Genomic DNA, 26934 nt, shown 5'->3' on the forward strand with positions numbered 1-26934 from the left:
AGTCATTCCGTTTATCTTTTATTACGTCGTTAACTTGCCTTGCCTAACCTTAGTTATGCCTACGACTCGTTGCCTAGTACTAAAAGCAAACGAAAAACTACTAAAAATAAAAGGATTAGAGAGGTTCTTTATTTGAAGGAACATTCAATTGACATTCAACTGAGTCATCCAGATGATCTGTTTCATCTTTTTGGTTCCAATGAACGCCATCTGCGTTTGATGGAAGAAGAGCTTGATGTGGTGATTCATGCTCGTACGGAGATTGTGCAGGTTTTGGGAGAAGAGTCTGCTTGTGAGGAAGCACGTCAGGTTATCCAAGCCTTGACGGTCTTGGTGAATCGTGGGATGACTGTTGGTACGCCAGATGTGGTGACGGCTATTACCATGGTTAAAAATGACGAAATCGATAAATTTGTCGCCCTTTATGAAGAAGAAATCATCAAAGACAATACTGGGAAGCCTATCCGCGTCAAAACCTTAGGTCAAAAACTTTATGTGGATAGTGTCAAACAGCATGATGTGACCTTTGGAATCGGACCTGCAGGGACAGGGAAGACCTTCCTTGCAGTGACCTTGGCAGTGACTGCCCTTAAACGTGGGCAGGTCAAGCGAATTATTCTAACTCGTCCAGCAGTGGAAGCAGGAGAGAGTCTAGGTTTTCTTCCGGGTGACCTCAAGGAAAAGGTAGATCCTTACCTTCGACCTGTTTATGATGCCTTGTATCAGATTCTCGGGAAAGACCAAACAACTCGTCTCATGGAGCGTGAAATTATTGAGATTGCACCCCTTGCCTATATGCGTGGACGTACCTTGGATGATGCCTTTGTCATTCTTGATGAGGCGCAAAATACGACCATCATGCAGATGAAGATGTTCTTGACGCGTTTAGGTTTTAATTCTAAGATGATTGTCAATGGAGATATCAGTCAGATTGACCTTCCGCGTAACGTCAAGTCCGGTTTGATTGATGCCCAAGAGAAACTCAAGAACATTCACCAAATTGACTTTGTTCATTTTTCAGCCAAGGATGTGGTTCGCCATCCAGTTGTTGCTCAGATTATCAGAGCTTATGAACCAGCACCAATTAAAAATGAAGAGCGTGAAGAAGTCCAAGAAGAAACAGAATAGCAAAAAAGAGCAGTTCAGGTGGAATTGCTCTTTCTTTTATCTGATAATTAGATTTTTATACTAGTTCATCAATTGGAGTATGGTTTTTATCAAGACCTTGGGCTACTGGAAGACTGGTTAAGTAACCTTGATAAGTAGTAACACCTTGGCGCAAGCCCTCATCCTCAGAGATTGCTTGTACAAAACCTTTACCAGCCAAAGCTTCGATATAAGGAAGAGTGACATTGGTTAGGGCAATGGTAGAAGTACGAGCAACCGCACCAGGGATGTTAGCAACGGCATAGTGGAGCACACCGTGTTTTTCATATACAGGCTCATCGTGCGTGGTCACACGGTCAGCTGTCTCGATAACGCCACCTTGGTCAACGGCAACGTCAACGATGACAGATCCTGGACGCATTTGTTGGACCATCTCATCTGTGACCAGTTTTGGAGCCTTGGCACCAGGGATGAGAACCGCTCCGATAACGACATCAGCATCTCGAACACTTGCTTCGATGTTGAATGAATTGGACATGAGAGTTTGAATTTGGTGGCCAAAGACCTCCTCTAAAAAGGAGAGACGTTTAGCACTGATATCAAGGATAGTCACTTGCGCTCCCAATCCTAAAGCGATGCGGGCAGCATGGGTTCCTACGACACCACCACCGATGATGGATACTTTTCCTTTAGGTACACCCGGTACACCGCCAAGTAGGACACCAGAGCCACCAGCTTGTTTGGTCAAGAAGTGAGCTCCGATTTGAACCGCCATACGACCAGCCACCTCACTCATAGGTACGAGGAGTGGTAATTGCCCTTGATCATCACGGACAGTTTCATAAGCGATACTTGTCGTTTTTGCTGCTAACATGGCTTCAGCCAATTTAGGAGCAGCAGCCATGTGTAAGTAGGTGAAGAGAAGCAGGTCGTCACGCAAGTAGGCATATTCAGAAGGTAATGGTTCTTTTACTTTCACGACTAACTCTGCAGCCCAAGCTTCACCAGCAGTAGCGACAATTTCAGCTCCTTGTTTTTTGTAATCTGTATCAGTAAATCCTGAACTGAGACCAGCATTTGTTTCTACAAGGACGCGATGACCGCGACCGACCAAACTATGAACACCAGCAGGTGTGAGGGCAACGCGGTTTTCATTATTTTTAATTTCTTTTGGAATTCCGATTAACATAAAGGTTAACTCTCTTTCTATAGATGCTAGGGGTTAAAGATAAGTGATCACATTTTTTGAAAAAATGTGATGATTTTATATGAAACCGCTTTAAATTGCAAGAAAAATTTATTTTAAGACCAATTTTATGCTATAATACTAGAAATATTTTTAGAAGTAGAGGTAAGAAAATGGAATCAATCTTTTTAAAACTAGCCAGTATCCAATAGTGGAGACTGTGCGTTTATTGCTTAGACCTGTAACTTTGGATGATGCGGAAGAAATGTTTGATTATGTCTCAGATAAGAAAAATAGGAGGTTCTCGTGGACAAAAATCAAATTATAAAGTTAAAGGACGTTGAATTTGTAGGAATTGCTAATTTTGAAGGGGAAACAGTGTTTTATGATAAGAAAACAGACAAGATGTTCTTAGGTCGTTCTAAAACAAAGTTTAAAGTGTCTCCTGTCGCTTTCTCGACAGGAGTAGCACTTATTCTTTATGTTCTTGTAAGAGAAGTAACAAAAGCTCAGGTATTCAGTGGTTTTTGGCCCTTGATTTTTGGTTTTTTTCTAATGATCATTGTCTCAAAACTCCTCTACAGACCAGCTTTGAATGAAGAATTAATTATTAGTCCTTTTGTGCTTTCAAACGTTGATATGATAACTTTTCTTAAAAATGAGAAGAAAAATATAGTTAAGAGCCATCTAATTATATTATTGGCATTCCTTCTTCCAGTGCTTTTTTCTATAGTTTATTTATTGACTTCTAATTTTTTGTTTTTGTTTTTAGCCATTTTATTTTTTATGTTCCCCCTATTGTTATTAAACACGAAACCAGTACAAAGATATAAAGTGATTCATATGTTAGACAAAAAATATTCCACTAAGGAAAAGGATTCATGAAAAAATATTTAAAAAATATGGTTCCGATAGGAACAATTGATAAAAATCCAGTTTATTTTGATAAAAAGGATTCTGGTTTATACATAGTAAGAAAAAAGACTTCTTTTTGGGAAACTGCTGGCAGTAGCTTGATCATGATTCTTTATGTCATAATTGGAAGAGTCAATTCCAAATACTATTTAACCATTCTGGGAAGATATCAATTTCTAATGATTGGCATCCTGATTTCCTTTATAATAGCCTTTGTTGTTTGTTATGTTACGTACCATCGTGAGAGGCAAGTTGAAAAACTTCAATTAGAGGAAAAAGCAATGAGAGACTTCGTGTTAAGAGAGCGAAAGAATGTCTTTTTTACCTATTTATCTCTTATCATATTCCCACTAATTATAATATTTTTTGCGAACCTCTTTATCACATATGGCAATCTTCCGTGGGGAGTTGTTTCAGTTTTATTTATGACTATGTATTTTATGTTCTTTTATAATAAAATATTCCAAAGAGGAAAAATCATAAATGGACTTTATAAAGCTTATAATTAAGAAAGATAATTATGAAAAGCAACACTAAAAATTTCGTTGCCCTAGGTATATATCAGGAAAAATCTGTCTACTATAACAATGAAAATCATCAACTTTTATATCCAACAAAGGATAAAGCTAATGGAGCAGCTACCATTACTGGTTACAGTTCAATTGCTCTTGTTTTATATATTGTTTTGAGAAGTATAAGTGAAGATGGGAAAGTACCAACAGATCTTCGTATACTGTCTTTAATCTTTGCTTATATTATCATTAGTATTGGTAGCAGTCTATTCCTTTATTATGTTTTAAACCGTGTCATTGAGTTAGAAGAATTTCGAATTGATTTAATAAACTATCAAAACTTTTTAAAGCAAGAAAAAAGGAATGTTTTAATATTATATATAACGATGCTCTGTTTTTTGATTATAGGAATAGTGACTGCTGCAATTTTTATAAGTTCGGGTAATTATATTAGTCTTGTATTAACTTTATCATCATATTTTATCGTATACACTATTTTAAATACCAAATTGATTAAACGCAGCATGATATTGAGACAGTTATACAAAGAATTAGAAAATAAAGATATTTGATTGGAAGATCGAGTTCTACAGATTTTTTTATTTATCGAATAATTAGAATAAGCTGATTAAGCTGTGTTTTTTAATTAAAAGGGCTTAAAGGTAGGTCAATTTAGGAGGTTAATGTGAAAGAAAAAACAGTGAAAGATGTTGAAGAATTAAATAAAGCATATTTTAAAAGTTTAGCGAATACTCGCGCATCTGCAAGTATGATGGTTATTTCATGGACAGGAGTATTTATATTATCTTTAATTATTTGGGTTTTTTCCTGGTATTTAAAAGAGGTTTTATCAATAAATCCATTAACTTATTGGTTTTTTGATCTTCTCATTTTCTTCTTACTTTATTTAATTGTTGCTTTTTTTATTCCATTAGCAGGAATGTTTGCATATAAAAGACAAATTTTAGCAACCTTTTCTCTGATGATGGTTTATATTGGAATATACTTTTCATTACAAATGATGATGCTGATAATTCTTGTAACATCAATCTCGACGAAGGAATTTTCGCTTGGATTCCCTAAGTATTCTCCAATTTTTATTCCATTTTTGTTAATTTCTACAGTTTGTGGCTTTATTTATCAATATTTCTGGTTAAAACGCCAGTTAAAAAAAGGTTTCTCTGTAAATAGGACAATGGGGAATTATTTTGCTAAATCTAATGCATATGGTAGAAACTCTCTTTACATCATTTTTGGACTTTCTATGTTGGCTGCCTTACTTTCAGGTAAATTGATACTTATTTTTGGAATTCTTGGAGCTCTTCTTTTCAGCTATGCATTTTCTCAATTGATTACAGAAGTCGCCTATCTTTTATATCTTAAAACTCAAAGCAAGGAATATTGGGAAGATGTACCTACGAAAAAAGAGACTTTTCGAGATTTATTTAAGGGTTTCAGTCTCAAGAAAGCTAAAATTCGTATTCCACTTGAGATTGTAGCTTTTGCAATATTATTAGGGATTATTAATTATAGTGGTTATTCAGATGAGAGCATTAAGCGACCTATTTGGCTTGTCTGGAGTGTCAAATTGTTCATCTATGCAATAGAACTGGATATTTTGGGAAGTTTTATTCTTTATGTTATAAAAAAAGTAAATACTAGATTCAAAAAAGGAAGAAAAAACAGTGAAAGAAGTTGAAGAATTAAATAAAGCATATTTTAAAAGTTTAGCGAATACTCGGGCATCAGCAAGTATGATGGTTATTTCATTTGCAGGAGCCTTCGCTTTGGAATTGTTTCTGCTTTTCCAATATTTTTATTTTGTTAAAGGCTACGGAATAAATCCTTTGGAAAATTACTTTTTTGATTTTGTTTTGATCTATGTTATTTATCTTGTCGTGGCAACCTTTATTCCGCTAGGAATGACATTTATTTATCGTAGACAGATTTTATCAACCATATTATTACTTTTATCTTATATAGGTATTTTTTTATCTTTGATACTTATATCTTATATTATTCTTGTTTATTCAGGGACTAATTTACAAGAATATAACGAACGTTCATTAAACGCCATTCCTTTTTTGTTAATCTGTACAGTTGTTGGTTTTGTTTATCACTATTTTTGGCTAAAAAGAGAGTTAAAAAAAGGTTTTTCTACCAATAGAACAATGGGTAATTATTTTACGAAGTCTAGTGCCCACAATAATAATTCTCTTCTCATTATTTTTACAGTTTCCATGCTAGGCGGTGTTCTTTCCGGTAAGTTTGCGCTAGTTTTAGGAATTCTAACAGCGGTACTTTTTAGCTATGGCTTCTCTCAACTCATCACAGAAGTCGCCTATCTTTTATGTCTAAAAACTCAAAGCAAGGAGTATTGGGAAGCAGAACCGGACGGAGAGGTCAGTTTTAGAAATTTATTCAGAAATTTATTTAAAGAATTTAGTCTGAAGAAAGCTAAAATTCGCATTCCTCTTGAAATATTTTTACTTCTTCTTATTATTTACATTGATGGGGGAAATGCCTACATCAATGTATTCATTAATCAAACACGTTGGCTGCTTTGGCTTATCAGACTATTTATAATCTTAATAGGATTGGATATTTTGGGAAGTTTTATTCTTTATGTTATAAATAAAGTAAATACTAGATTCAAAAAAGGAAAGAAAAAATGATGAATCTTCATTGTCAGTGGAACTCTGAATTATGTAATTATTGATTTTAAGAAACATTTAGAAATGCTTCCAAAGACCAGTACACTCTCTGCTCTAGAATCAGTTATCTGGTATTCTTTGTTCGCGCTTCTTGTTGTAACTTCTTTTTTATGCTAGGCTGGTAGAAAATATTTTTAAATGGAGGAGAAGTATGGAATCAATCTTTTTAAAACTAGCTCAGTATCCCATAGTCGAGACTGATCGTTTATTGCTTAGACCTGTAACTTTGGATGATGCGGAAGCAATGTTTGCCTATGCCTCGGACAGAGAAAATACGCGCTACACTTTTCCAGCTAATCAAAGTTTGGAAGAAACCAAAAATAATATTGCTCAATTCTACTTGGTCAATCCCTTGGGACGCTGGGGAATAGAACTAAAAAGCAATGGTCAGTTTATTGGAACCATTGACTTGCACAAGATTGATCCTGTTCTTAAGAAGGCAGCTATTGGCTACATTATCCATAAAAAGTATTGGAATCAAGGATTGACGACAGAAGCCAATCGTGCTGTGATTGAGCTAGCTTTTGAGAAGATAGGGATGAATAAGTTGATTGCCCTTCACGATAAGGACAATCCTGCATCTGGAAAGGTCATGGAGAAATCAGGCATGCGTTTTTCCCACGAAGAAGCTTATGCTTGTATGGATCAGCATGAAGAAGGCCGAATCATGACAAGAGTTCATTATGTCTTGACCAAGGAAGACTATTTTGCAAATAAAAAAAGCAGTTGAGAAGAAATTTTTGACTGTTTTTTCTTTCTCTTACGAATAATCTAAGAGAGGAGAAAAGATGGAAGCAATTATCGATAAAATCAAAGAGTATAAAATCATTGTTATCTGTACTGGTATGGGCTTGCTTGTCGGCGGATTTTTCCTGCTAAAGCCAGCTCCACAAACACCTGTCAAGGAAACGAATTTACAGGCAGAAGTTGCAGCTGTTTCCAAGGATTCATCGACCGAAAAGGAAGTGAAGAAGGAAGAAAAGGCAGAGCCACTTGAACAAGATTTAATCACAGTAGATGTGAAGGGGGCTGTGAAATCACCAGGGATTTATGACTTGCCGGTAGGTAGTCGGGTCAATGATGCTGTTCAGAAGGCAGGTGGCTTGACAGAGCAAGCAGACAGCAAGTCGCTCAATCTAGCTCAGAAAGTTAGTGATGAGGCTCTGGTTTACGTTCCAACTAAGGGAGAAGAATCAGCTAGTCAACAGGCAGGTTCTGGAGCGCCTTCTTCAACAAGCAAGGACAAGAAGGTCAATCTCAACAAAGCCAGTCTGGAAGAACTCAAGCAGGTCAAGGGACTGGGAGGAAAACGAGCTCAGGACATTATCGATCATCGTGAGGCAAATGGGAAATTTAAGTCGGTTGATGAACTCAAGAAAGTCTCTGGCATTGGTGCCAAGACCATAGAAAAGCTAAAAGATTATGTTACAGTGGATTAAGAATTTCCCTATTCCCCGAATTTACCTGAGTTTTCTGTTACTTTGGTTTTATTACGCTATTTTCTCAGCATCCTATCTTGCTTTATTGGGTTTCGTTTTTCTGCTAGTCTGTCTCTTTATTCAATTTCCGTGGAAACCTGCTAGCAAAGTTCTAGTGATTTGTGGAATCTTTGGTTTCTGGTTTCTCTTTCAAACTTGGCAACAGAGTCAAGCGAGTCAACATTTGGCGGATTCTGTTGAAAAGGTACGGATTTTGCCTGACACTATTAAGGTCAATGGTGATAGTTTGTCCTTTCGTGGTAAGTCTCGTGGACGCATTTTTCAAGTCTATTATAAACTCCAGTCCGAGGAGGAGAAAGAACAATTTCAAACTTTAACAGACCTTCATGACTTAGAACTAGAAGGAAAACTTTCGGAGCCAGAAGGGCAGAGAAATTTTGGTGGCTTTGACTACCATGCCTATCTGAAGACTCAGGGAATTTACCAGATTATCAATATTAAAAGAATCCAGTCACTTCAAAAGGTTAGCAGTTGGGATATAGGTGAAAACCTGTCCAGTTTACGCCGAAGGGCTGTAGTTTGGATTAAGACACACTTTCCAGACCCTATGAGTAACTACATGACGGGTCTCTTGCTGGGACATCTGGATACAGACTTTGAGGAGATGAATGAACTTTATTCCAGTCTAGGAATTATCCACCTTTTTGCCTTGTCTGGTATGCAGGTAGGATTTTTCATGGATGGATTTAAGAAACTTCTCTTGCGATCGGGCTTGACCCAAGAAAAGTTGAAATGGCTGACTTATCCCCTTTCTATTATTTATGCAGGGCTGACAGGATTTTCAGCATCAGTTATTCGCAGTCTTTTGCAAAAGTTACTGGCACAACATGGTGTTAAGGGCTTGGATAATTTTGCCTTGACGGTCCTTGTCCTCTTTATCGTCATGCCCAACTTTTTCCTGACTGCAGGAGGAGTCTTGTCCTGCGCTTATGCGTTTATCTTGACCATGACCAGCAAAGAGGGGGAGGGGCTTAAGGCTATTGCCAGAGAAAGTCTAGTCATCTCCTTAGGAATATTACCCATTCTATCCTTCTATTTTGCGGAATTTCAACCTTGGTCCATCCTCTTGACCTTTGTCTTTTCCTTTCTATTTGACTTTGTCTTTTTACCGCTCTTGTCTATCTTATTTGCCCTTTCCTTTCTCTATCCAGTCATTCAGCTGAATTTTATTTTTGAATGGTTGGAGGGAATGATTCGCTTTGTATCACAGGTGGCAAGTAGACCGTTTGTCTTTGGTCAACCCAATGCATGGCTTTTAATCTTATTGTTAATTTCCTTGGCTTTAGTCTATGATTTGAGGAAAAATATTAAAAGGCTAGCAGTATTGAGCATATTGATTACGGGTCTCTTTTTCTTGACCAAGCATCCACTGGAAAATGAAATGACCATGCTGGATGTTGGGCAGGGGGAAAGTATTTTCCTAAGGGATGTAACTGGTAAAACCATTCTCATAGATGTCGGTGGCAAGGCAGAATCTAATAAGAAAATCGAAAAATGGCAAGAAAAGGCGACGACCAGCAATGCCCATAGAACCTTGATACCCTATCTTAAAAGTAGAGGAGTAGCCAAGATTGACCAGCTAATTTTGACTAACACGGACAAGGAGCATATTGGCGATTTGTTGGAGGTGATCAAGGCTTTCCATGTAGGCGAAATTTTAGTGTCCAAAGGCAGTTTGAAACAGAAGGAATTTGTGGAAGAACTACAGGCAACTCAAACCAAGGTGCGCAGTGTGACAGCAGGAGAGAACTTGCCCATTTTTGGAAGTCAGTTAGAAGTCCTATCTCCTAGGAGAATTGGAGATGGAGGACATGATGATACCCTAGTTCTGTATGGGAAACTCTTGGATAAGCACTTTCTCTTCACAGGAAATTTGGAGGAAAAAGGAGAGAAGGATTTGCTGAAGCAATATCCTGACCTGGAGGTGGATGTTTTGAAAGCTGGCCAACATGGATCTAAAAAATCATCAAGTTCAACCTTTTTAGAACAGCTCAAACCAGAGATGACTCTCATCTCAGTTGGAAAGAGCAATCGGACGAAACTCCCCCATCAGGAAACTTTGACCCGACTGGAAACGATCAATAGCAAAGTTTTCCGAACTGACCAGCAAGGAGCTATACGCTTTAAAGGTTGGAATAGTTGGAAGATTGAAACGGTTGGCTAATGAGCAGAAACTTTTCAAAAAATAACTTTTTATGTTGACAAGGGCTAAAAAACTTGGTATCATATAAAAGTTGAGAAAAGCAGAAGTGAGAGCTTCTCGCCTTGTGACATTAAGTTGCCTGGCCCTACGGATGAAAAGTTTCTAAGAAACGCTATCATAACGTGCGGGCTTGTATATTTACGAGTCCGCTATTGTTTTTCTCTAATAAAACAAAAGAGGTGAAAACCATAGCAAAGCAAGACTTATTCATCAATGATGAGATTCGTGTACGTGAAGTTCGCTTGATCGGTCTTGAGGGAGAACAGTTAGGCATCAAGCCACTCAGTGAAGCGCAAGCTTTGGCTGATAACGCTAATGTTGACCTAGTGTTGATTCAACCCCAAGCCAAACCGCCTGTTGCAAAAATTATGGACTACGGTAAGTTCAAATTTGAGTACCAGAAGAAGCAAAAAGAACAACGTAAAAAACAAAGTGTTGTTACTGTGAAAGAAGTTCGTCTAAGTCCAACTATTGACAAGGGTGACTTTGATACAAAACTTCGCAATGCACGCAAATTCCTTGAAAAAGGAAATAAAGTTAAGGTATCTATTCGCTTTAAGGGTCGTATGATTACCCATAAAGAGATTGGTGCAAAAGTTTTAGCCGAGTTTGCTGAAGCAACTCAAGATATTGCAATCATCGAACAACGTGCTAAAATGGATGGACGTCAAATGTTCATGCAATTGGCGCCAGCAACTGACAAAAAATAATTGTCAGAAAGTTAAATAAAGGAGAAAAAATCATGCCAAAACAAAAAACACACCGCGCATCAGCTAAACGTTTCAAACGTACAGGTTCTGGTGGACTTAAACGTTTCCGTGCTTACACTTCTCACCGTTTCCACGGAAAAACTAAGAAACAACGTCGTCATCTTCGTAAAGCATCTATGGTGCATTCAGGAGATTACAAACGTATCAAAGCAATGCTTACTCGCTTGAAATAATAGCTTGACTGTAAGTAAACAATTCTAGGAAATATTTGGAGGAAATAAAACATGGCACGTGTTAAAGGTGGCGTTGTATCACGCAAACGTCGTAAACGTATTCTTAAATTAGCAAAAGGTTACTATGGAGCTAAACACATCTTGTTCCGTACTGCAAAAGAACAAGTAATGAACTCTTACTACTATGCATACCGTGACCGTCGTCAGAAAAAACGTGACTTCCGCAAATTGTGGATCACTCGTATCAACGCGGCAGCTCGTATGAACGGACTTTCATACTCACAATTGATGCATGGTTTGAAATTGGCTGAGATCGAAGTTAACCGTAAAATGCTTGCTGACTTGGCTGTTAACGATGCAGCAGCTTTCAAAGCTCTTGCAGATGCAGCTAAAGCAAAACTTGGTAAATAATAATTGATTGTTTCATTTTGCCTTATGCGGTGTTTACCGTAAAAGGCAGGATGAAACTTTTTTATTTTTCAATTAAACTTCCTTTTTAATGAAAGGATGACAGAAATTTTAAAAGAAAATAGAATATTTCATGTATAATAAGTTTATATAGAAATGTTTGGAGTTGTTTGAAAATGATAGTTGGTATTGATTTGGGAACGACTAATTCGTTAGTGGGTATCTATCAAGATGGTCAGGTTAAGTTGATTCCTAATGCTTTTGGTGAGTTTTTGACTCCTTCTGTTGTAGCCTTAGATGATAATGATGAGATTATTGTTGGAAAAATAGCTAAGGAACGCTTGGTTACTCATCCTGATAAGACGGTTTCACAATTTAAACGTTTTATGGGAACGAAACATGAATTAAAGCTAGGGAGTCGTACTTATAAGGCTGAAGAATTAAGCTCTTTTATAATAAGAAAATTGATAGATGATGTAGAAACCTATCTTGGAAAGGAAGTTGACGAAGTCATTGTAAGTGTACCAGCCTATTTTAATGATGCTCAACGCTATGCAACAAAACTTGCTGGGCAATTTGCAGGGGTTAAGATTGATCGTATTATTAATGAGCCTTCAGCAGCTGCTCTTGCTAAAAGATCAATGCTCAATCAAGAAGACCAATCGCTTATTGTCGTCGATTTTGGTGGTGGGACTCTGGATATTTCTGTTGTCGAGCTTTTTGATAACATTGTAGAGATTGTCTCTATCGCAGGAGACAATCGCTTAGGAGGAGAAGACTTCACGTCAGTCATTGCTGAGGAATTTTTAGTCGCCAACCAATTGAACAAGGAGGCAATTTCCCGTGAATTCTACGGTAAAGTCTTAGTCCAAGCTGAGAAGGTGAAATTAGAACTAAATAGCAAAGAAGAAGTGCAGATGGTAGTTCTTGATGAGGAAAAGGAATTTTCTTTAGTCTTAACTTATCAGCGTTTTTATGAACTATGTAAACCATTGCTAGTACGTGTTAAATCAGTGTTGGATCGCGCTTTATTAGATGCGAATAATAGTTATGTGACATCTAATCATTTTGTTCTTGTTGGCGGCACTTCAAAACTACGCTTGGTTCAAGATTTTCTATCCTATTGTACCAAACAAATTATGGAGGTATCTGTGGATCCTGATCTAATAATTGCTCGTGGTTGTGCTCTTCTAGCTGGAATAAAGGAACGTCAGGGAGAAATACGTGATTTGTTGCTTTCTGATATTTGTCCGTTTACTCTCGGTATTGAGATAGTTGGAGACCATTTTTCACCAATTATTGAGCGAAATTCTAGCTTGCCAGCTTCTCGTATTGAATATTATTCTACTTCTTATTTAGGACAGAGTCAGGTCAAAATAAGGATTTATCAAGGTGAGATGATGAAAGCATCACAAAACTTGTTCTTGGGTGAATTGGATGTTCCAGTACCTATTAATCATCAAATAAATGAAAGTTTTACAGTTCGATTTACATATGATTTAAATGGAATTTTGGATGTAGAAGTTAAAATTGACTCAACTCAGAAAGTCTTTAGTCGGGCTATCCTACAAGATAGTATTACTTTGACAGAACAGGAAATCAAGATTAAACAAGCTGAATTGTCTCGTTATAAGATTAATGCTCAAGAAACGGAGATTTACCAATTTTTGGTTGAGAAATCAAATCGTTTGTATGCTATGCTCTTGGGAAAAAGACGTAATGAATTAATGACAGCAACAATACAATTTGAAGAACAAGTAAATCAAGCTTCTATGTATCATCTTCCGAAAATCTACCAATCGTTCTCTCGTTACTTAGATCAAGTAGAGAGAGGACTATAAAAAGGGAGATACTATGAATATATGGGAAACCTTAGGTATAGAAGTAACTTCTGATATTAAGGTCATTCGAAAACGCTATGCTGAATTGGTTCGGCTTTATCATCCAGAAGACCAGCCAGAAATTTATCAACAAATTGTTGAAGCTTACAAAGAAGCTTTGATTTTTGCGAAATCTAGAAAAATTAGGTCTCAAAATAGTCATAGAAAAATAAGCACTATTCAAGAAGAAATATTGATTAATAAAGAAAAGCCAGAAACGTATAAGGCTACTCTTGATTTTGACAGCTTCAATGATACATTAAAGAATGACATAGAAGGGTCTAAAAAAACTAGTCTTAATTTCAGTGATTATAATGAATCAACCCTTATTTTTAAAAATACTTTAAACTTAGAAAATCTTCAATCAGATTATAAGAAAACAAAGCTTGATCTTGACTTTAGTGCCTTTAATGAAACAAATTATCTGATTCAAAATGCGATTGAAAGTATTATAGGAAATAAATCCTATACTTTTGAGGAGCAAGAATATCTGTGGTTCCAGTTATTTCATGACTTCAAATATGATCTGTTTACACTAAAAAGTGTCTTGGAAGAAATGAATGTTTTTATTTTTGAGAGACCTGAACAATTATCCTTGATCAAATTTTTAGTTGAGGAGTATATTCCTGATTTCCTTTATTGGCCTTACTATTATAGACTAAAGTATTGGAGAGTGAAGAGAGCCACTGTTAAAGATCAAGATATTTTATTTGAAGATGCTTTAAGCAAAAAGGAAAAGTTCTACGCTTCCTATCGTTTATGTCAGGCAATACTTGATAATCTGCAAAAAGCAAATCAAATCAAAACTTGGGTAGATTTTTTTAAGGAGCCTTTTTCTACAAGTACATTACTATGGCAATTAAATGATCGACATCAGATTTTTGAGAATGTTTTAGTACTTAGGTATATTTTAGAGAAAATAAGACCAGCATTGAGTGATTCAGACTATGAGTCCTATTATATGCTAGTTACACACTTAGAGGTATTGGAAAAAGACTTTTCTAAAACTACCAACATTTACCAATATTCTCTAGATAGTAGCGATGAGGTTGAAGTTGCTTTTTATCAGTTGATTTACTCTTGTAATCAGGATGATTCTATTCTTTTAGAAGATTTGACATATTTTTTTAAAAAAGTAAAAAACACATCTCTTATACTAGGTTTTCTAAAGAAAGTGGATGTTTATTCTTTAATCAATCGAAAAGCCTTATCCATCATTCTCCAAAATGTAGATTATCATAGTGTGACAGATTCCAATGAATGCTTGAAAAAATTAGAAATTTGGTCCAGAGTTCAGTCTTATTCTTCAATTGTGAAGGAGTGTGATTTAAATAATAAAGAAAGATTTGAACATTGGTATGAGGAAGTTTATCTATTTGTCGAAAATGTAACAACTAGTGATGAGCTTATAAATAATTGGAACATATGGAAAACATACCTTAATAAAAAAAACTATATTCTAGAGATTTTATTTGAACAGATATATAAAGCATATCATCGATTCACAGATGGAAAAGTTTTAAGGGAAGTTCTTAAAACTTTTCCTAGCTCTAAAATGGCTCCTCATATGATGACAGAAGAAACAGATCAAAAATTAGAAGAGATGTTAGTCTATGCTTTTGAAATCAATCGTCCAAAATCTCAATTATCCTATTCCTCTTGGAAGAAACGGCAGTTTATTATCAATAAAATTCTTCAGTTTGTCTTTGCTATTTTTACATTTTTTTGTTTGATTCAAAGCATCTACGATCAACCTGGATCAAATATCTGGGTAAATGCTGGTACAGTATCTCTTTTTTACTTTTATTTGATAAGTTTGAAACAAACACCTATAGATGAAGGAGTTTCTATATATGGAGTGACATCACCCCCATTATTAAATTTAAACATGTGGGGCATTGGAACATTATTCCTTGTTTTAGCTATTCCATCGTCACCTTTGGGCACTTTAGCTACTTTATCTTTCATTACTTTCTTTTCGCTCATTGACGGTTTTAAGATAAATCAAGGGATTGTTTGGACCTATTCCTTAAATAAACTGATTCCTGTTGGAATTTGTTTTTCTAGTGGTTTTCTTGTAGCTCTAGCAATTCGAAGTCCGCTAATTTCTGAACTAGTGATGAAGTATGTATTTTTTCTAATAATAGCTCTCGGCCTACTTACTTTTACAAAATATAGTCCAGGTTTTTCTCCTTTACTTAAGAAAATTTTCTTTTCCAGTATGATTGGTATCATAGTCTTTCAACTATTTCCTCTTACATATAGTCGTCTAAAACTCTTTAATCCTCTTACTTTAGGACATGAAACTCTTTTTTTAACAGTCATTATTTTAATAAATGCCATTGCCTTATCTTATTTTAGAAAGGAACAAAGTTTAATCATTGGAGTAAAAAAAGTTTTTATCATTTATGGATTACAGTTATTCATTTTTTTAGGACGGCTACTTAGGATTTTATTTGCACCTATATCTCCGTATAGTAAGGTTGACTTTGATAAAGATTTGTTGATTATAAATACTGAATATAACTTTTTCTTTCTTGAGGTCTTATTTATATTGATGATGTTTTTCCTAATTCGCAATATTTTAAAGGAAAGAAAAGTAAGTTAAGAGATAGTTTTATTTTTTGTTAGATTTGATAAGGATATTAGTTACGATCTAATTTCTAGATAAAGGATCAGAAAAAGGGTATAATAAGAAAATCAAAATGAAATAGGAGAAAAATATGGCTTCAAAAATGCTACACACTTGCTTGCGAGTAGAAAATCTTGAAAAATCAATTGCATTCTATCAAGATGCTTTTGGTTTTAAAGAATTGCGTCGCAGAGATTTTCCAGATCATGCCTTCACGATTGTCTATCTGGGTCTTGAGGGCGACGACTATGAGTTGGAGTTGACTTATAATTACGATCACGGTCCTTATGTGGTTGGAGATGGATTTGCTCATATCGCTCTAAGTACACCTGATCTTGAGGCTCTTCATCAAGAGCACAGTGCAAAAGGCTATGAAGTGACTGAGCCAAATGGTCTACCGGGAACTGCACCTAACTATTACTTTGTCAAAGACCCTGATGGATATAAGGTCGAAGTTATTCGTGAAAAATAATCTCATGAAGTCAAGTAGAATGTTCGTCTTCTACTTGACTTTTTTAATTTGAAAGAGTATACTAATAAAAATTTAACCTTTAAGGGGAGTCCAGAGAGACTCACAAGGTGTCAGATAAAAGAATAGTACAATTTTCTAGAGGAGACTTTTTGAGTGTGCTCTCTTGTGTTGTACGATTTTAACTGAGGCCTTGCAATAGCAAGGTCTTTTCTTTATCTGGTCCCCTTAAAATTTAAGGAGGAAAAGTCATGAATCCCACATGCAAAAAACGTTTGGGTGCCATTCGTTTGGAAACCATGAAGGTGGTTGCACAAGAGGAAATCGCGCCAGCGATCTTTGAATTAGTCCTAGAAGGGGAAATGGTTGAAGCTATGCGAGCAGGCCAATTTCTTCATCTGCGTGTGCCTGATGATGCTCATCTCTTGCGTCGCCCTATTTCAATTTCGTCTATTGATAAGGTTAATAAGCAATGTCGTCTCATTTATCGGATTGAGGGAGCTGGGACTGCTATTTTCTCAGCATTAAGTCAGGGAGATACTCTTGATGTGATGGGCCCTCAGGGAAATGGTTTTGACTTGTCTGACCTATATGAGCAGAGCCAGGTACTCCTCGTTGGTGGTGGGATTGGTGTTCCGCCCTTGCTTGAGGTGGCTAAGGAATTACATGCGCGTGGTGTGAAAGTAGTGACAGTTCTCGGTTTTGCTAATAAGGATGCTGTTATTTTAGAGACGGAATTGGCTCAATATGGTCAGGTTTTTGTGACGACAGATGATGGTTCTTATGGCATTAAGGGGAATGTTTCTGTTGTCATCAATGATTTGAACAATCACTTTGATGCTGTATACTCATGTGGGGCGCCTGGAATGATGAAGTATATCAATCAAACCTTTTATGACCACCCAAGAGCCTATCTATCTCTGGAATCTCGTATGGCTTGTGGAATGGGGGCTTGCTATGCCTGCGTCCTAAAAGTACCAGAAAGCGAGACGATCAGTCAACGCGTCTGTGAAGATGGCCCTGTTTTCCGCACAGGAACAGTTGTACTATAAGGAGAAAATTATGACTACAAATCGTTTACAAGTTTCTCTACCTGGATTGGATTTGAAAAATCCGATCATTCCAGCATCAGGTTGCTTTGGTTTTGGACAAGAGTATGCCAAGTACTATGACTTAGATCTTTTAGGTTCTATTATGATCAAGGCGACAACCCTTGAACCACGCTTTGGCAATCCAACTCCAAGGGTGGCAGAAACACCTGCTGGTATGCTTAATGCAATCGGTTTGCAAAATCCTGGTTTGGAAGTTGTTTTGGCTGAAAAGTTACCTTGGCTGGAAAGAGAATATCCAAATCTTCCTATTATTGCTAATGTGGCTGGTTTTTCAAAACAAGAGTATGCGGCTGTTTCTCATGGGATTTCCAAGGCGGCTAATGTAAAGGCTATAGAGCTCAATATTTCTTGCCCCAATGTAGACCACTGTAATCATGGACTCTTGATTGGTCAAGATCCAGATTTAGCTTATGATGTGGTGAAAGCAGCGGTGGAAGCCTCTGATGTACCAGTTTATGTCAAACTAACACCTAGTGTGACGGATATCGTCACCGTCGCAAAAGCTGCAGAAGATGCGGGAGCAAGTGGCTTAACTATGATTAATACTCTGGTTGGTATGCGCTTTGACCTCAAAACTAGAAAACCAATCTTGGCTAATGGAACAGGTGGGATGTCTGGTCCAGCAGTCTTTCCAGTAGCCCTTAAACTCATCCGCCAAGTCGCCCTAACGACAGACCTGCCTATTATTGGAATGGGAGGAGTGGATTCGGCAGAAACTGCACTAGAAATGTATCTGGCTGGAGCATCTGCCATTGGAGTTGGAACAGCTAACTTTACTAATCCATATGCTTGTCCTGATATTATTGAAAATCTGCCAAAGGTTATGGACAAGTACGGCATTAACAGTCTAGAAAATCTACGCAAGGAAGTCAGAGAGTCTTTGAGATAAGTTGCAATCAATCTGTTCTTGATTGTTTTCAGATTGTTAAGAAAGTAAACTAAAAATCCTGATTTCAAGTAAAATCAGGATTTTTTCATGGATGCAATTTTTTCTGGGTCTGGTGTGACACGGAGGGTCTTTTGTCCTGTGTAGGTTACAAAACCGGGTTTTCCACCAGTTGGTTTGTTGAGTTTTTTAACTTCAATCATATCAACTTGAACTAGGTTTGAAAGTCGGCCTTTAGAGAAATAAGCAGCTAGTTCAGCAGCATCCGTCTTGACTTCATCAGAAGGGGTGAGGTTGCCTGAAATTACCACGTGGCTTCCGGGAATGTCTTTGGCGTGGAACCAAAGTTCTTCCTTGCGAGCCATTTTAAAGGTTAATTCCTCATTTTGCAGGTTATTTCGTCCAACATAGATGATAGTTTTACCATCACTCGCTAGATATTGTTCTGGTTTTTTACGTTTCTGGATTTTCTCCCGTTGTCTTCTGCGGATAAAACCTGTTTGAATTAATTCTTCACGGATTTCAGCGATTTCTTCCAGTCCAGCTTGGTTGAGGACGGTTTCTACACTTTCCAGATAGAGAATGGTTGCCTTGGTTTCCTCAATCAGATCAGTCAAGTATTTGACAGCTTCTTTGAGTTTCTGGTACCGTTTGAAATAGCGTTGGGCATTCTGGCTGGGAGTCAAGGCCTTATCAAGCGCAATCATGATCGGTTGGTTGGTGTAGTAGTTGTCTAGGATAACCTGGTCTTGGTCGTTTGGCACTTGATGAAGGAAGGTTGTCAGCAATTCTCCTTTTTGGCGAAATTCTTCCGCGTTGTCTGTCGCCAGTAATTCTTTTTCTTGTTTTTTCAGCTTATGTCGATTTTTTTGAAGTTCATTTTCAACACGACGAATGAGTTCACTGGCTTGCTGTTTGACGCGGTCGCGCTCAGCCTTATCCTTATAGTAGGTGTCCAACAAATCAGAAAGACTGGTAAAAGGCTCTCCCACCTGATTTGCAAAAGAAACTGGACTGAAGGAAGTCTCAGTCAAGCATGGCTTAGTTTCTTGATTGAAAAAGTTACGGAAAGTAGATAATTTCTCACTAACCAGAATATTTTCTAATTCATTTGCCGTATCACGTCCCAGACCTTGAAAGAGGCTTTGAAGGTTTTTAGCTGTTGTTTCCTGTGTTTGCAGGGTTTCAAAGAGCTTTTCATCCTTGATCGTGAAAGGATTGAGAGATTCCGTGCTTGGTGGAGCGATATAGGTCGACCCAGGAAGCAAGGTGCGGTAGCTATTTTGTGAAAAACCAACGTGTTTAATAACTTCGAGGATTTTGTGACTGCTTTTATCGATCAGTAGAATATTGCTATGTTTCCCCATAATTTCGATAACAAGAGTAGCTTGGATATGGTCCCCAATCTCATTTTTATTGGAAACGGTGACTTCCACGATACGGTCATTTTCCACTTGCTCAATCGACTCAATCAGGGCACCCTGTAAATATTTTCTTAAAACCATGATAAAAGTCGAAGGTTGAGCCGGGTTTTCAAAGGTGGTTTGGGTCAACTGGATGCGTCCGAAAACTGGATGAGCAGAAAGGAGCAGGCGATGACTTTGGCGATTGCTACGGATTTGTAAGACCAACTCTTGATCGAAAGGTTGATTGATTTTCTGAATGCGACCATTGATTAACTCTCTTTGTAATTCTTTAATCATATGGTGTAAAAAAAATCCGTCAAATGACATCGTACTCTCCTTGTAATTGTATTCCATAGTATTATATCAAAAAGGTAGAATAAAATCATGGAAATATGGTATAATAAAGCCAAGTAAAGAGAATCGAGAAGCACATGTATATTGAAATGGTAGATGAAACTGGTCAAGTTTCAAAAGATATCTTGCAACAAACCCAAGAAATTTTGGAATTTGCAGCTCAAAAATTAGGAAAAGAAGGCAAGGAGATGGCAGTTACCTTTGTGACTAATCAACGTAGCCATGAACTCAACCTAGAGTACCGTGATACAGATCGTCCAACGGACGTCATCAGCCTCGAGTATAAGCCAGAATTGGACATTGCTTTTGATGAAGAAGATTTGATTGAAAATCCAGAATTGGCAGAGATGATGTCTGAGTTTGATGCCTATATTGGAGAGCTATTCATCTCTATCGACAAGGCTCATGAGCAGGCCGAAGAATATGGGCATAGCTTTGAGCGTGAAATGGGCTTCTTGGCAGTACACGGCTTTTTACATATTAACGGCTATGATCACTACACTCCGGAAGAAGAAGCGGAGATGTTCGGTTTACAAGAAGAGATTTTAACAGCCTATGGACTCACAAGACAATAAACGAAAATGGAAAAATCGTGACCTGATTTCCAGTTTAGAATTTGCTTTGACAGGTATTTTTACTGCTATCAAGGACGAACGTAATATGCGAAAACATGTAGTGACATCCCTTGTGGTTATCCTTGCAGGTTTTGTTTTTCAGGTTTCACGAATCGAATGGCTCTTTCTACTGTTAAGTATTTTCTTGGTGATAGCATTTGAAATTGTAAATTCAGCTATCGAAAATGTAGTAGATTTAGCTAGTCACTATCACTTTTCTATGTTGGCAAAGAAAGCCAAAGATATGGCAGCTGGTGCTGTGCTTGTAGTGTCGTTTTTTGCAGCAGTTACGGGTGCCCTTATCTTTCTCCCACGTATTTGGGATTTACTATTTTAAGAATTAAGAGGAAATTATGACATTTAAATCAGGCTTTGTAGCCATTTTAGGACGTCCCAATGTTGGGAAGTCGACTTTTTTAAATCACGTTATGGGGCAAAAGATTGCCATCATGAGCGATAAGGCGCAGACAACGCGCAACAAAATCATGGGGATTTACACCACTGAGAAGGAGCAGATTGTCTTTATCGATACCCCAGGGATTCACAAACCTAAGACTGCTCTTGGAGACTTTATGGTCGAGTCTGCCTACAGCACCCTTCGTGAAGTAGATACCGTTCTCTTTATGGTTCCAGCTGATGAAGCGCGTGGTAAGGGAGATGATATGATTATCGAGCGCCTTAAGGCTGCCAAGGTTCCTGTGATTTTGGTGGTGAATAAGATCGATAAGGTTCATCCAGACCAGCTTTTATCTCAGATTGATGATTTCCGCAATCAAATGGATTTCAAGGAAATTGTTCCTATCTCAGCCCTCCAAGGAAATAACGTTTCTCGTTTGGTAGACATCCTAAGTGATAACCTAGAGGAAGGTTTCCAGTATTTCCCAGCTGACCAAATCACTGACCATCCTGAGCGCTTCTTGGTTTCAGAAATGATTCGTGAGAAAGTATTGCACCTAACTCGTGAAGAGATTCCGCATTCTGTAGCAGTAGTTGTTGACTCTATGAAACGAGACGAAGAGACAGACAAGGTTCACATCCGTGCAACCATCATGGTCGAGCGTGATAGCCAAAAAGGGATTATCATCGGTAAAGGTGGCGCTATGCTTAAGAAAATCGGTAGCATGGCCCGTCGTGATATCGAACTTATGCTAGGAGACAAGGTCTTCCTAGAAACCTGGGTCAAGGTCAAGAAAAACTGGCGCGATAAAAAGCTAGATTTGGCTGACTTTGGCTATAATGAAAAAGAATATTAACCAGAGGTGGGCTCGTGCCTGCTTCTTGTTTTTAGAGAAGGAGGACTTATGCCTGAATTACCTGAGGTTGAAACTGTTCGTCGTGGTCTAGAAAATTTGATTCTTGGAAAAAAGATTTCTAGCATTGACATTCGCTATCCCAAGATGATTAAGACAGATTTGGACGAGTTTCACAAGGAAGTGTCTGGTCAGATTATTGAGTCAATGGGACGTCGTGGTAAATATTTGATTTTCTACCTGACAGACAAGGTCTTGATTTCCCATCTGCGGATGGAGGGGAAGTTTTTTTACTATCCAGACCAGGTGCCTGAACGCAAGCATGCCCATGTTTTCTTTCAGTTTGAAGATGGTGGGACGCTTGTTTATGAGGATGTACGCAAGTTTGGTACCATGGAACTGTTAGCACCTCAACTCTTGGAAGCTTATTTTGTTTCCAAAAAATTGGGACCAGAACCAATGGAAGAGGATTTTGATCTGCAGACCTTTCAAGCTGCACTATCTAAATCTAAAAAGCCTATCAAGTCTCATTTGCTAGATCAGACTTTGGTGGCTGGTTTAGGGAATATCTATGTGGATGAGGTTCTTTGGCGGGCTCAGGTCCATCCAGCTAGAACTTCTCAGAGTTTAACAGCTAAAGAAGTGACGGCCCTTCATGATCAGACCATTGCCGTTTTGGGGCAGGCTGTTGAAAAAGGGGGATCAACTATTCGGACCTATACCAATGCTTTTGGAGAAGATGGGACTATGCAGGATTTTCATCAGGTTTATGGGAAGACGGGACAGCCTTGTGCTCGATGTAGTGCGACTATTGAAAAAATCCAGTTAGGTGGACGCGGCACTCATTTTTGTCCTCAATGCCAAAGGAGGTACTGATGGGAAAAATCATTGGAATCACAGGTGGAATCGCCTCTGGAAAGTCAACTGTGACAAACTTTCTGAGGCAGAGAGGCTTTCAAGTAGTGGATGCTGACGCTCTTGTCCACCAACTACAGAAACCTGGTGGTCGTCTGTATCAGGTTTTGGTCAATCATTTTGGTCAGGACATTGTATCAAAAAATGGAGCACTCAATCGACCTCTCCTAGCTAATCTCATCTTTTCAAATTCTAAAGAGCGAGAATGGTCTAAGCGAACTCAAGGAGAGATTATTCGTGAAGAGTTAGCATCTTTACGAGACAATTTAGCTCAGCAAGAATCCATTTTTTTCATGGATATTCCTCTGCTTTTTGAGCAAGACTATAGTTCTTGGTTTGACGAGACTTGGTTAGTTTATGTGGATAGGGATGTCCAATTAAAACGTTTAATGAAAAGAGATCAACTATCAAAAGAATTGGCTGAAGCCCGTCTTTCAGCCCAGTGGCCGTTAGAAGAAAAGAAGGGCTTGGCAAGTCAGGTTATCGATAACAATGGAAGTCAAGACCAATTGCTAGCTCAGGTTAATTCTCTTCTTGAAAGAAGTGAGCAAGATTAAATCCATTTGTTTAATAAGTTTTTTTAATATAGTTGAACCAAAAATAAGGATAAGAGTAAAGGAAATCTCGTGCGTGTAAAAATTAATCTCAAATGCTCCTCATGTGGAAGCCTCAATTATCTAACTAGTAAAAATTCAAAAACCCATCCAGACAAGATTGAGGTTTTAAAGTATTGTCCCAAGGAAAGAAAAGTAACCCTACATCTTGAATCTAAGTAGATTTTATGGTAAAATAATAGGGATTTTAAGGAGTTTGATATGTATAACCTATTATTAACCATTTTATTAGTATTATCTGTTGTGATTGTGATTGCGATTTTCATGCAACCCACTAAAAACCAATCTAGCAATGTATTTGATGCCAGTGCAGGTGATTTGTTTGAACGAAGTAAAGCGCGTGGTTTTGAAGCCGTGATGCAACGTTTGACAGGGATTTTAGTCTTTTTCTGGCTAGCCATTGCCTTAGCATTGACGGTATTATCAAGTAGATAAGAAAAGAATGGGCAGGACTAGGTCTTTGCCTGTTTTTATTTTAAAATGATTATGGTTTACGCCAAATAAAAAATCTAGAAAGAAAACATGAAAGAAATTATAAAAGAATATTTACAAGATAAGGGACGAGTAACTGTAAATGAACTTGCCCACGAGCTCGGAAAGGACGGATCCAAGGATTTTCGTGAGTTGATTAAAACCTTGTCCCTCATGGAAAGAAAGCACCAGATTCGCTTTGAGGAAGATGGAAGTCTGACCTTAGAAATTAAGAAAAAACATGAAATCACCCTCAAAGGAACTTTCCATGCCCACAAGAATGGTTTTGGCTTTGTTAGTCTAGAAGGGGAAGAGGACGACCTCTTTGTTGGTAAAAACGATGTTAACTATGCTATTGATGGTGATATCGTTGAGGTTGTCATCAAGAAAGTTGCTGACCGTAATAAAGGAACAGCAGCGGAAGCTAAAATTATTGATATCCTAGAACATAGTTTGACAACCGTTGTCGGTCAAATCGTATTGGATCAGGAAAAACCAAAGTATGCAGGATACATCCGTTCGAAAAACCAGAAAATTAGTCAACCGATTTATGTTAAGAAACCAGCACTTAAACTAGAAGGAACCGAAGTCCTTAAGGTTTTTATCGACAAGTATCCAAGTAAGAAACATGATTTTTTTGTAGCTTCTGTTCTTGATGTAGTTGGACACTCGACAGATGCAGGGATTGATGTCTTAGAAGTTTTAGAGTCTATGGATATTGTCTCTGAATTTCCAGAAGCAGTCCTAAAAGAAGCTGAAAGTGTGCCTGATGCTCCGTCTCAAAAGGATATGGAAGGTCGTCTGGATCTAAGAGATGAGATTACTTTTACCATTGACGGTGCTGATGCAAAGGACTTGGACGATGCGGTGCATATCAAGGCCTTGAAAAATGGGAATCTGGAGCTTGGTGTTCACATCGCAGATGTTTCCTACTATGTGACTGAGGGTTCTGCCCTTGACAAGGAAGCCCTTAATCGTGCGACCTCAGTATATGTGACAGACCGTGTGGTGCCAATGCTACCAGAACGCCTTTCAAATGGTATCTGCTCTCTCAATCCTCAAGTTGACCGCTTGACTCAGTCTGCCATTATGGAGATTGATAAACATGGTCGTGTAGTCAACTACACCATCACACAAACGGTTATCAAGACTAGCTTCCGGATGACCTACAGTGAAGTCAATGATATCCTAGCAGGCGACGAGGAAAAGATACAAGAATATAAGAAAATTATTCCAAGTATCGAACTCATGGCCAAGCTTCATGAAACACTAGAAAGTATGCGTGAAAAACGTGGAGCCCTCAATTTTGATACCAACGAAGCAAAGATTTTAGTGGATAAACAAGGTAAGCCTGTTGATATCGTTCTTCGTCAGCGTGGTGTTGCAGAGCGCATGATTGAGTCCTTTATGCTGATAGCTAACGAAACAGTTGCAGAGCATTTTAGCAAGTTGGAGTTACCTTTCATTTATCGTATCCATGAGGAGCCTAAGGCTGAAAAGGTTCAAAAGTTTATTGATTATGCTTCAAGTTTTGGTATTCGAATCTATGGGACTGCTAGTGAAATGAGTCAAGATGTTCTCCAAGACATCATGCGTACTGTTGAGGGAGAACCTTATGCAGATGTATTGTCTATGATGCTTCTTCGCTCCATGCAGCAGGCTCGCTATTCGGAGCACAATCACGGCCACTATGGACTAGCAGCAGATTACTATACTCACTTTACCAGTCCGATTCGCCGTTATCCAGACCTTCTTGTTCACCGTATGATTCGGGATTACGGCCGTTCTAAGGAAATAGCAGAGCATTTTGAACAAGTGATTCCAGAGATTGCGACCCAGTCTTCCAACCGTGAGCGTCGTGCTATCGAGGCTGAGCGTGAAGTCGAAGCTATGAAAAAGGCTGAGTATATGGAAGAATACGTGGGTGAAGAGTACGATGCAGTTGTATCAAGTATTGTCAAATTCGGTCTCTTTGTTGAATTGCCAAACACAGTTGAAGGCTTGATTCACATCACAAATCTACCTGAATTTTATCATTTCAATGAGCGGGATTTGACCCTTCGTGGAGAGAAATCAGGTATTACCTTCCGTGTCGGACAGCAGATTCGTATTCGAGTTGAAAGAGCGGATAAAATGACTGGAGAGATTGATTTTTCATTCGTACCTAGTGAGTTTGATGTGATTGAGAAGGGCTTGAAACAGTCTAGTCGCAGTGACAGAGGGCGTGGTTCAAGTCGTCGTTCAGATAAGAAGGAAGACAAGAGAAAATCAGGACGCTCAAATGATAAGCGTAAGCATTCACAAAAAGACAAGAAGAAAAAAGGAAAGAAACCTTTTTACAAGGAAGTAGCTAAGAAAGGAGCCAAGCATGGCAAAGGGCGAGGGAAAGGTCGTCGCACAAAATAAAAAGGCGCGCCACGACTATACAATCGTAGATACGCTAGAGGCAGGGATGGTTCTAACTGGAACTGAAATCAAGAGTGTACGAGCAGCTCGAATCAATCTCAAGGATGGCTTTGCCCAAGTGAAAAATGGAGAAGTTTGGTTGAGCAATGTTCATATCGCTCCTTACGAAGAGGGCAATATCTGGAACCAAGAACCAGAACGTCGTCGAAAACTCCTGCTCCATAAAAAGCAAATCCAAAAATTGGAACAAGAGACCAAAGGGACAGGAATGACCCTGGTTCCCCTAAAAGTCTATATCAAAGATGGTTATGCCAAGCTCCTTTTAGGCCTAGCTAAAGGGAAGCATGACTATGACAAACGGGAGTCTATCAAACGACGTGAGCAAAACCGTGACATCGCGCGTGTCATGAAAGCAGTTAATCAGCGATAAAAAGAGGA

At 38.1% G+C, this 26934-nt stretch carries 28 protein-coding genes, 1 pseudogene and 1 other annotated feature; of the genes and pseudogenes, 27 read left to right on the forward strand and 2 right to left on the reverse strand.

Annotated elements, in window-relative coordinates:
• The first annotated feature begins 132 nt into the window (after nucleotides 1–132).
• Nucleotides 133–1128 carry a PhoH family protein gene (locus HMPREF1117_RS07260; protein WP_000658192.1) on the forward strand — a complete coding sequence of 332 codons (996 nt, stop codon included), beginning with the start codon at nucleotides 133–135 and terminating at the stop codon, nucleotides 1126–1128.
• A 55-nt stretch (nucleotides 1129–1183) separates the two neighbouring features.
• Here the strand turns inward: HMPREF1117_RS07260 and ald are convergent, their stop codons facing one another.
• Entirely contained in the window at nucleotides 1184–2296 is a 1113-nt protein-coding gene (gene ald / locus HMPREF1117_RS07265; RefSeq protein WP_000904694.1) for an alanine dehydrogenase, read from the reverse strand.
• Nucleotides 2297–2466: 170 nt separating this feature from the next.
• Here ald and HMPREF1117_RS12000 point away from each other — a divergent pair.
• From HMPREF1117_RS12000 to HMPREF1117_RS07345, 17 genes and pseudogenes are all read left to right on the forward strand, one after another.
• Nucleotides 2467–2603 (forward strand): annotated as a pseudogene (locus HMPREF1117_RS12000) (GNAT family N-acetyltransferase); the annotation flags it as partial.
• Nucleotides 2600–3178, forward strand: coding sequence for a hypothetical protein (locus tag HMPREF1117_RS07270; RefSeq protein ID WP_000360253.1), 579 nt, complete (start codon nucleotides 2600–2602; stop codon nucleotides 3176–3178). The pseudogene HMPREF1117_RS12000 and the gene HMPREF1117_RS07270, both read left to right, overlap by 4 nt.
• Complete coding sequence (locus HMPREF1117_RS07275) at nucleotides 3175–3717, forward strand: hypothetical protein (RefSeq protein ID WP_000760366.1); 543 nt, start codon at nucleotides 3175–3177, stop codon at nucleotides 3715–3717. The genes HMPREF1117_RS07270 and HMPREF1117_RS07275 overlap by 4 nt, the downstream gene beginning before the upstream one ends.
• A gap of 11 nt (nucleotides 3718–3728) precedes the next feature.
• The gene (locus HMPREF1117_RS07280; protein WP_000841645.1) at nucleotides 3729–4292 is read left to right on the forward strand and encodes a hypothetical protein; all 564 of its coding nucleotides are present in this window, start codon (nucleotides 3729–3731) and stop codon (nucleotides 4290–4292) included.
• 113 nt (nucleotides 4293–4405) lie between these two features.
• The gene (locus HMPREF1117_RS07285; protein WP_000660857.1) at nucleotides 4406–5419 is read left to right on the forward strand and encodes a hypothetical protein; all 1014 of its coding nucleotides are present in this window, start codon (nucleotides 4406–4408) and stop codon (nucleotides 5417–5419) included.
• A complete protein-coding gene (locus tag HMPREF1117_RS07290; RefSeq protein WP_000665663.1) occupies nucleotides 5406–6395 on the forward strand; it encodes a hypothetical protein in 990 nt (329 codons plus the stop codon). Before HMPREF1117_RS07285 ends, HMPREF1117_RS07290 begins: the two co-directional genes overlap by 14 nt.
• 190 nt (nucleotides 6396–6585) lie before the next feature.
• Nucleotides 6586–7164: a GNAT family N-acetyltransferase gene (locus HMPREF1117_RS07295; protein WP_000443726.1), complete on the forward strand. Its 579-nt coding sequence runs from the start codon at nucleotides 6586–6588 to the stop codon at nucleotides 7162–7164.
• Between the two features lie 58 nt (nucleotides 7165–7222).
• The gene (locus tag HMPREF1117_RS07300) at nucleotides 7223–7873 is read left to right on the forward strand and encodes a helix-hairpin-helix domain-containing protein (RefSeq protein WP_000387307.1); all 651 of its coding nucleotides are present in this window, start codon (nucleotides 7223–7225) and stop codon (nucleotides 7871–7873) included.
• Nucleotides 7857–10097, forward strand: a complete 2241-nt coding sequence (locus tag HMPREF1117_RS07305) for a DNA internalization-related competence protein ComEC/Rec2 (RefSeq protein WP_000942379.1) — start codon at nucleotides 7857–7859, stop codon at nucleotides 10095–10097. The genes HMPREF1117_RS07300 and HMPREF1117_RS07305 overlap by 17 nt, the downstream gene beginning before the upstream one ends.
• Nucleotides 10098–10168: 71 nt before the next feature.
• Nucleotides 10169–10300 (forward strand) — a sequence feature (ribosomal protein L20 leader region).
• Nucleotides 10301–10315: 15 nt separating this feature from the next.
• Nucleotides 10316–10846 (forward strand): translation initiation factor IF-3, encoded by a 531-nt coding sequence (infC, locus tag HMPREF1117_RS07310; RefSeq protein WP_000848180.1) that lies wholly within the window; start codon nucleotides 10316–10318, stop codon nucleotides 10844–10846.
• Between the two features lie 32 nt (nucleotides 10847–10878).
• Nucleotides 10879–11079 carry a 50S ribosomal protein L35 gene (gene rpmI / locus HMPREF1117_RS07315; protein WP_001125943.1) on the forward strand — a complete coding sequence of 67 codons (201 nt, stop codon included), beginning with the start codon at nucleotides 10879–10881 and terminating at the stop codon, nucleotides 11077–11079.
• A gap of 51 nt (nucleotides 11080–11130) precedes the next feature.
• Nucleotides 11131–11490 carry a 50S ribosomal protein L20 gene (gene rplT / locus HMPREF1117_RS07320; protein WP_000124833.1) on the forward strand — a complete coding sequence of 120 codons (360 nt, stop codon included), beginning with the start codon at nucleotides 11131–11133 and terminating at the stop codon, nucleotides 11488–11490.
• A 173-nt stretch (nucleotides 11491–11663) separates the two neighbouring features.
• On the forward strand, nucleotides 11664–13328 hold the full coding sequence (locus tag HMPREF1117_RS07325) for a molecular chaperone HscC (RefSeq protein ID WP_000635021.1): 1665 nt from the start codon (nucleotides 11664–11666) through the stop codon (nucleotides 13326–13328).
• Between the two features lie 13 nt (nucleotides 13329–13341).
• Entirely contained in the window at nucleotides 13342–15975 is a 2634-nt protein-coding gene (locus tag HMPREF1117_RS07330) for a J domain-containing protein (RefSeq protein WP_001028669.1), read from the forward strand.
• 115 nt (nucleotides 15976–16090) lie between these two features.
• Nucleotides 16091–16471, forward strand: a complete 381-nt coding sequence (gene gloA, locus HMPREF1117_RS07335; RefSeq protein WP_000157153.1) for a lactoylglutathione lyase — start codon at nucleotides 16091–16093, stop codon at nucleotides 16469–16471.
• A gap of 248 nt (nucleotides 16472–16719) precedes the next feature.
• A complete protein-coding gene (locus HMPREF1117_RS07340) occupies nucleotides 16720–17520 on the forward strand; it encodes a dihydroorotate dehydrogenase electron transfer subunit (RefSeq protein ID WP_001070088.1) in 801 nt (266 codons plus the stop codon).
• Entirely contained in the window at nucleotides 17483–18469 is a 987-nt protein-coding gene (locus HMPREF1117_RS07345) for a dihydroorotate dehydrogenase (RefSeq protein ID WP_196793361.1), read from the forward strand. Before HMPREF1117_RS07340 ends, HMPREF1117_RS07345 begins: the two co-directional genes overlap by 38 nt.
• A 74-nt stretch (nucleotides 18470–18543) precedes the next feature.
• On the opposite strand, the gene pavA is transcribed toward HMPREF1117_RS07345, so the two are convergent.
• Nucleotides 18544–20199, reverse strand: a complete 1656-nt coding sequence (gene pavA, locus HMPREF1117_RS07350) for an Rqc2 family fibronectin-binding protein PavA (protein WP_000006739.1) — start codon at nucleotides 20197–20199, stop codon at nucleotides 18544–18546.
• Nucleotides 20200–20303: 104 nt separating this feature from the next.
• On the opposite strand from pavA, the gene ybeY reads away from it, so the two are divergent.
• The 9 genes from ybeY to smpB all read left to right on the forward strand — a co-directional run bounded on the left by ybeY (nucleotide 20304) and on the right by smpB (nucleotide 26926).
• Complete coding sequence (gene ybeY, locus HMPREF1117_RS07355; RefSeq protein WP_000275149.1) at nucleotides 20304–20801, forward strand: rRNA maturation RNase YbeY; 498 nt, start codon at nucleotides 20304–20306, stop codon at nucleotides 20799–20801.
• The gene (locus HMPREF1117_RS07360; RefSeq protein WP_000378162.1) at nucleotides 20782–21177 is read left to right on the forward strand and encodes a diacylglycerol kinase family protein; all 396 of its coding nucleotides are present in this window, start codon (nucleotides 20782–20784) and stop codon (nucleotides 21175–21177) included. The genes ybeY and HMPREF1117_RS07360 overlap by 20 nt, the downstream gene beginning before the upstream one ends.
• A gap of 16 nt (nucleotides 21178–21193) precedes the next feature.
• A complete protein-coding gene (gene era / locus HMPREF1117_RS07365; protein ID WP_000143283.1) occupies nucleotides 21194–22093 on the forward strand; it encodes a GTPase Era in 900 nt (299 codons plus the stop codon).
• 48 nt (nucleotides 22094–22141) lie between these two features.
• Nucleotides 22142–22966 carry a DNA-formamidopyrimidine glycosylase gene (gene mutM, locus HMPREF1117_RS07370; protein WP_001114637.1) on the forward strand — a complete coding sequence of 275 codons (825 nt, stop codon included), beginning with the start codon at nucleotides 22142–22144 and terminating at the stop codon, nucleotides 22964–22966.
• A complete protein-coding gene (coaE, locus tag HMPREF1117_RS07375) occupies nucleotides 22966–23562 on the forward strand; it encodes a dephospho-CoA kinase (RefSeq protein WP_000516212.1) in 597 nt (198 codons plus the stop codon). The genes mutM and coaE overlap by 1 nt, the downstream gene beginning before the upstream one ends.
• A 69-nt stretch (nucleotides 23563–23631) precedes the next feature.
• Nucleotides 23632–23781 carry a 50S ribosomal protein L33 gene (rpmG, locus tag HMPREF1117_RS07380; protein WP_033582123.1) on the forward strand — a complete coding sequence of 50 codons (150 nt, stop codon included), beginning with the start codon at nucleotides 23632–23634 and terminating at the stop codon, nucleotides 23779–23781.
• Nucleotides 23782–23820: 39 nt separating this feature from the next.
• Nucleotides 23821–24054 carry a preprotein translocase subunit SecG gene (gene secG / locus HMPREF1117_RS07385; RefSeq protein ID WP_000282514.1) on the forward strand — a complete coding sequence of 78 codons (234 nt, stop codon included), beginning with the start codon at nucleotides 23821–23823 and terminating at the stop codon, nucleotides 24052–24054.
• An 87-nt stretch (nucleotides 24055–24141) separates the two neighbouring features.
• A complete protein-coding gene (rnr, locus tag HMPREF1117_RS07390; RefSeq protein ID WP_000658725.1) occupies nucleotides 24142–26496 on the forward strand; it encodes a ribonuclease R in 2355 nt (784 codons plus the stop codon).
• A complete protein-coding gene (smpB, locus tag HMPREF1117_RS07395; RefSeq protein WP_001051750.1) occupies nucleotides 26459–26926 on the forward strand; it encodes an SsrA-binding protein SmpB in 468 nt (155 codons plus the stop codon). The genes rnr and smpB overlap by 38 nt, the downstream gene beginning before the upstream one ends.
• Nucleotides 26927–26934: the final 8 nt, after the last annotated feature.

Origin of the sequence: Streptococcus sp. SK643 (genome assembly GCF_000259505.1) — a bacterium.
GTDB lineage: Bacteria > Bacillota > Bacilli > Lactobacillales > Streptococcaceae > Streptococcus.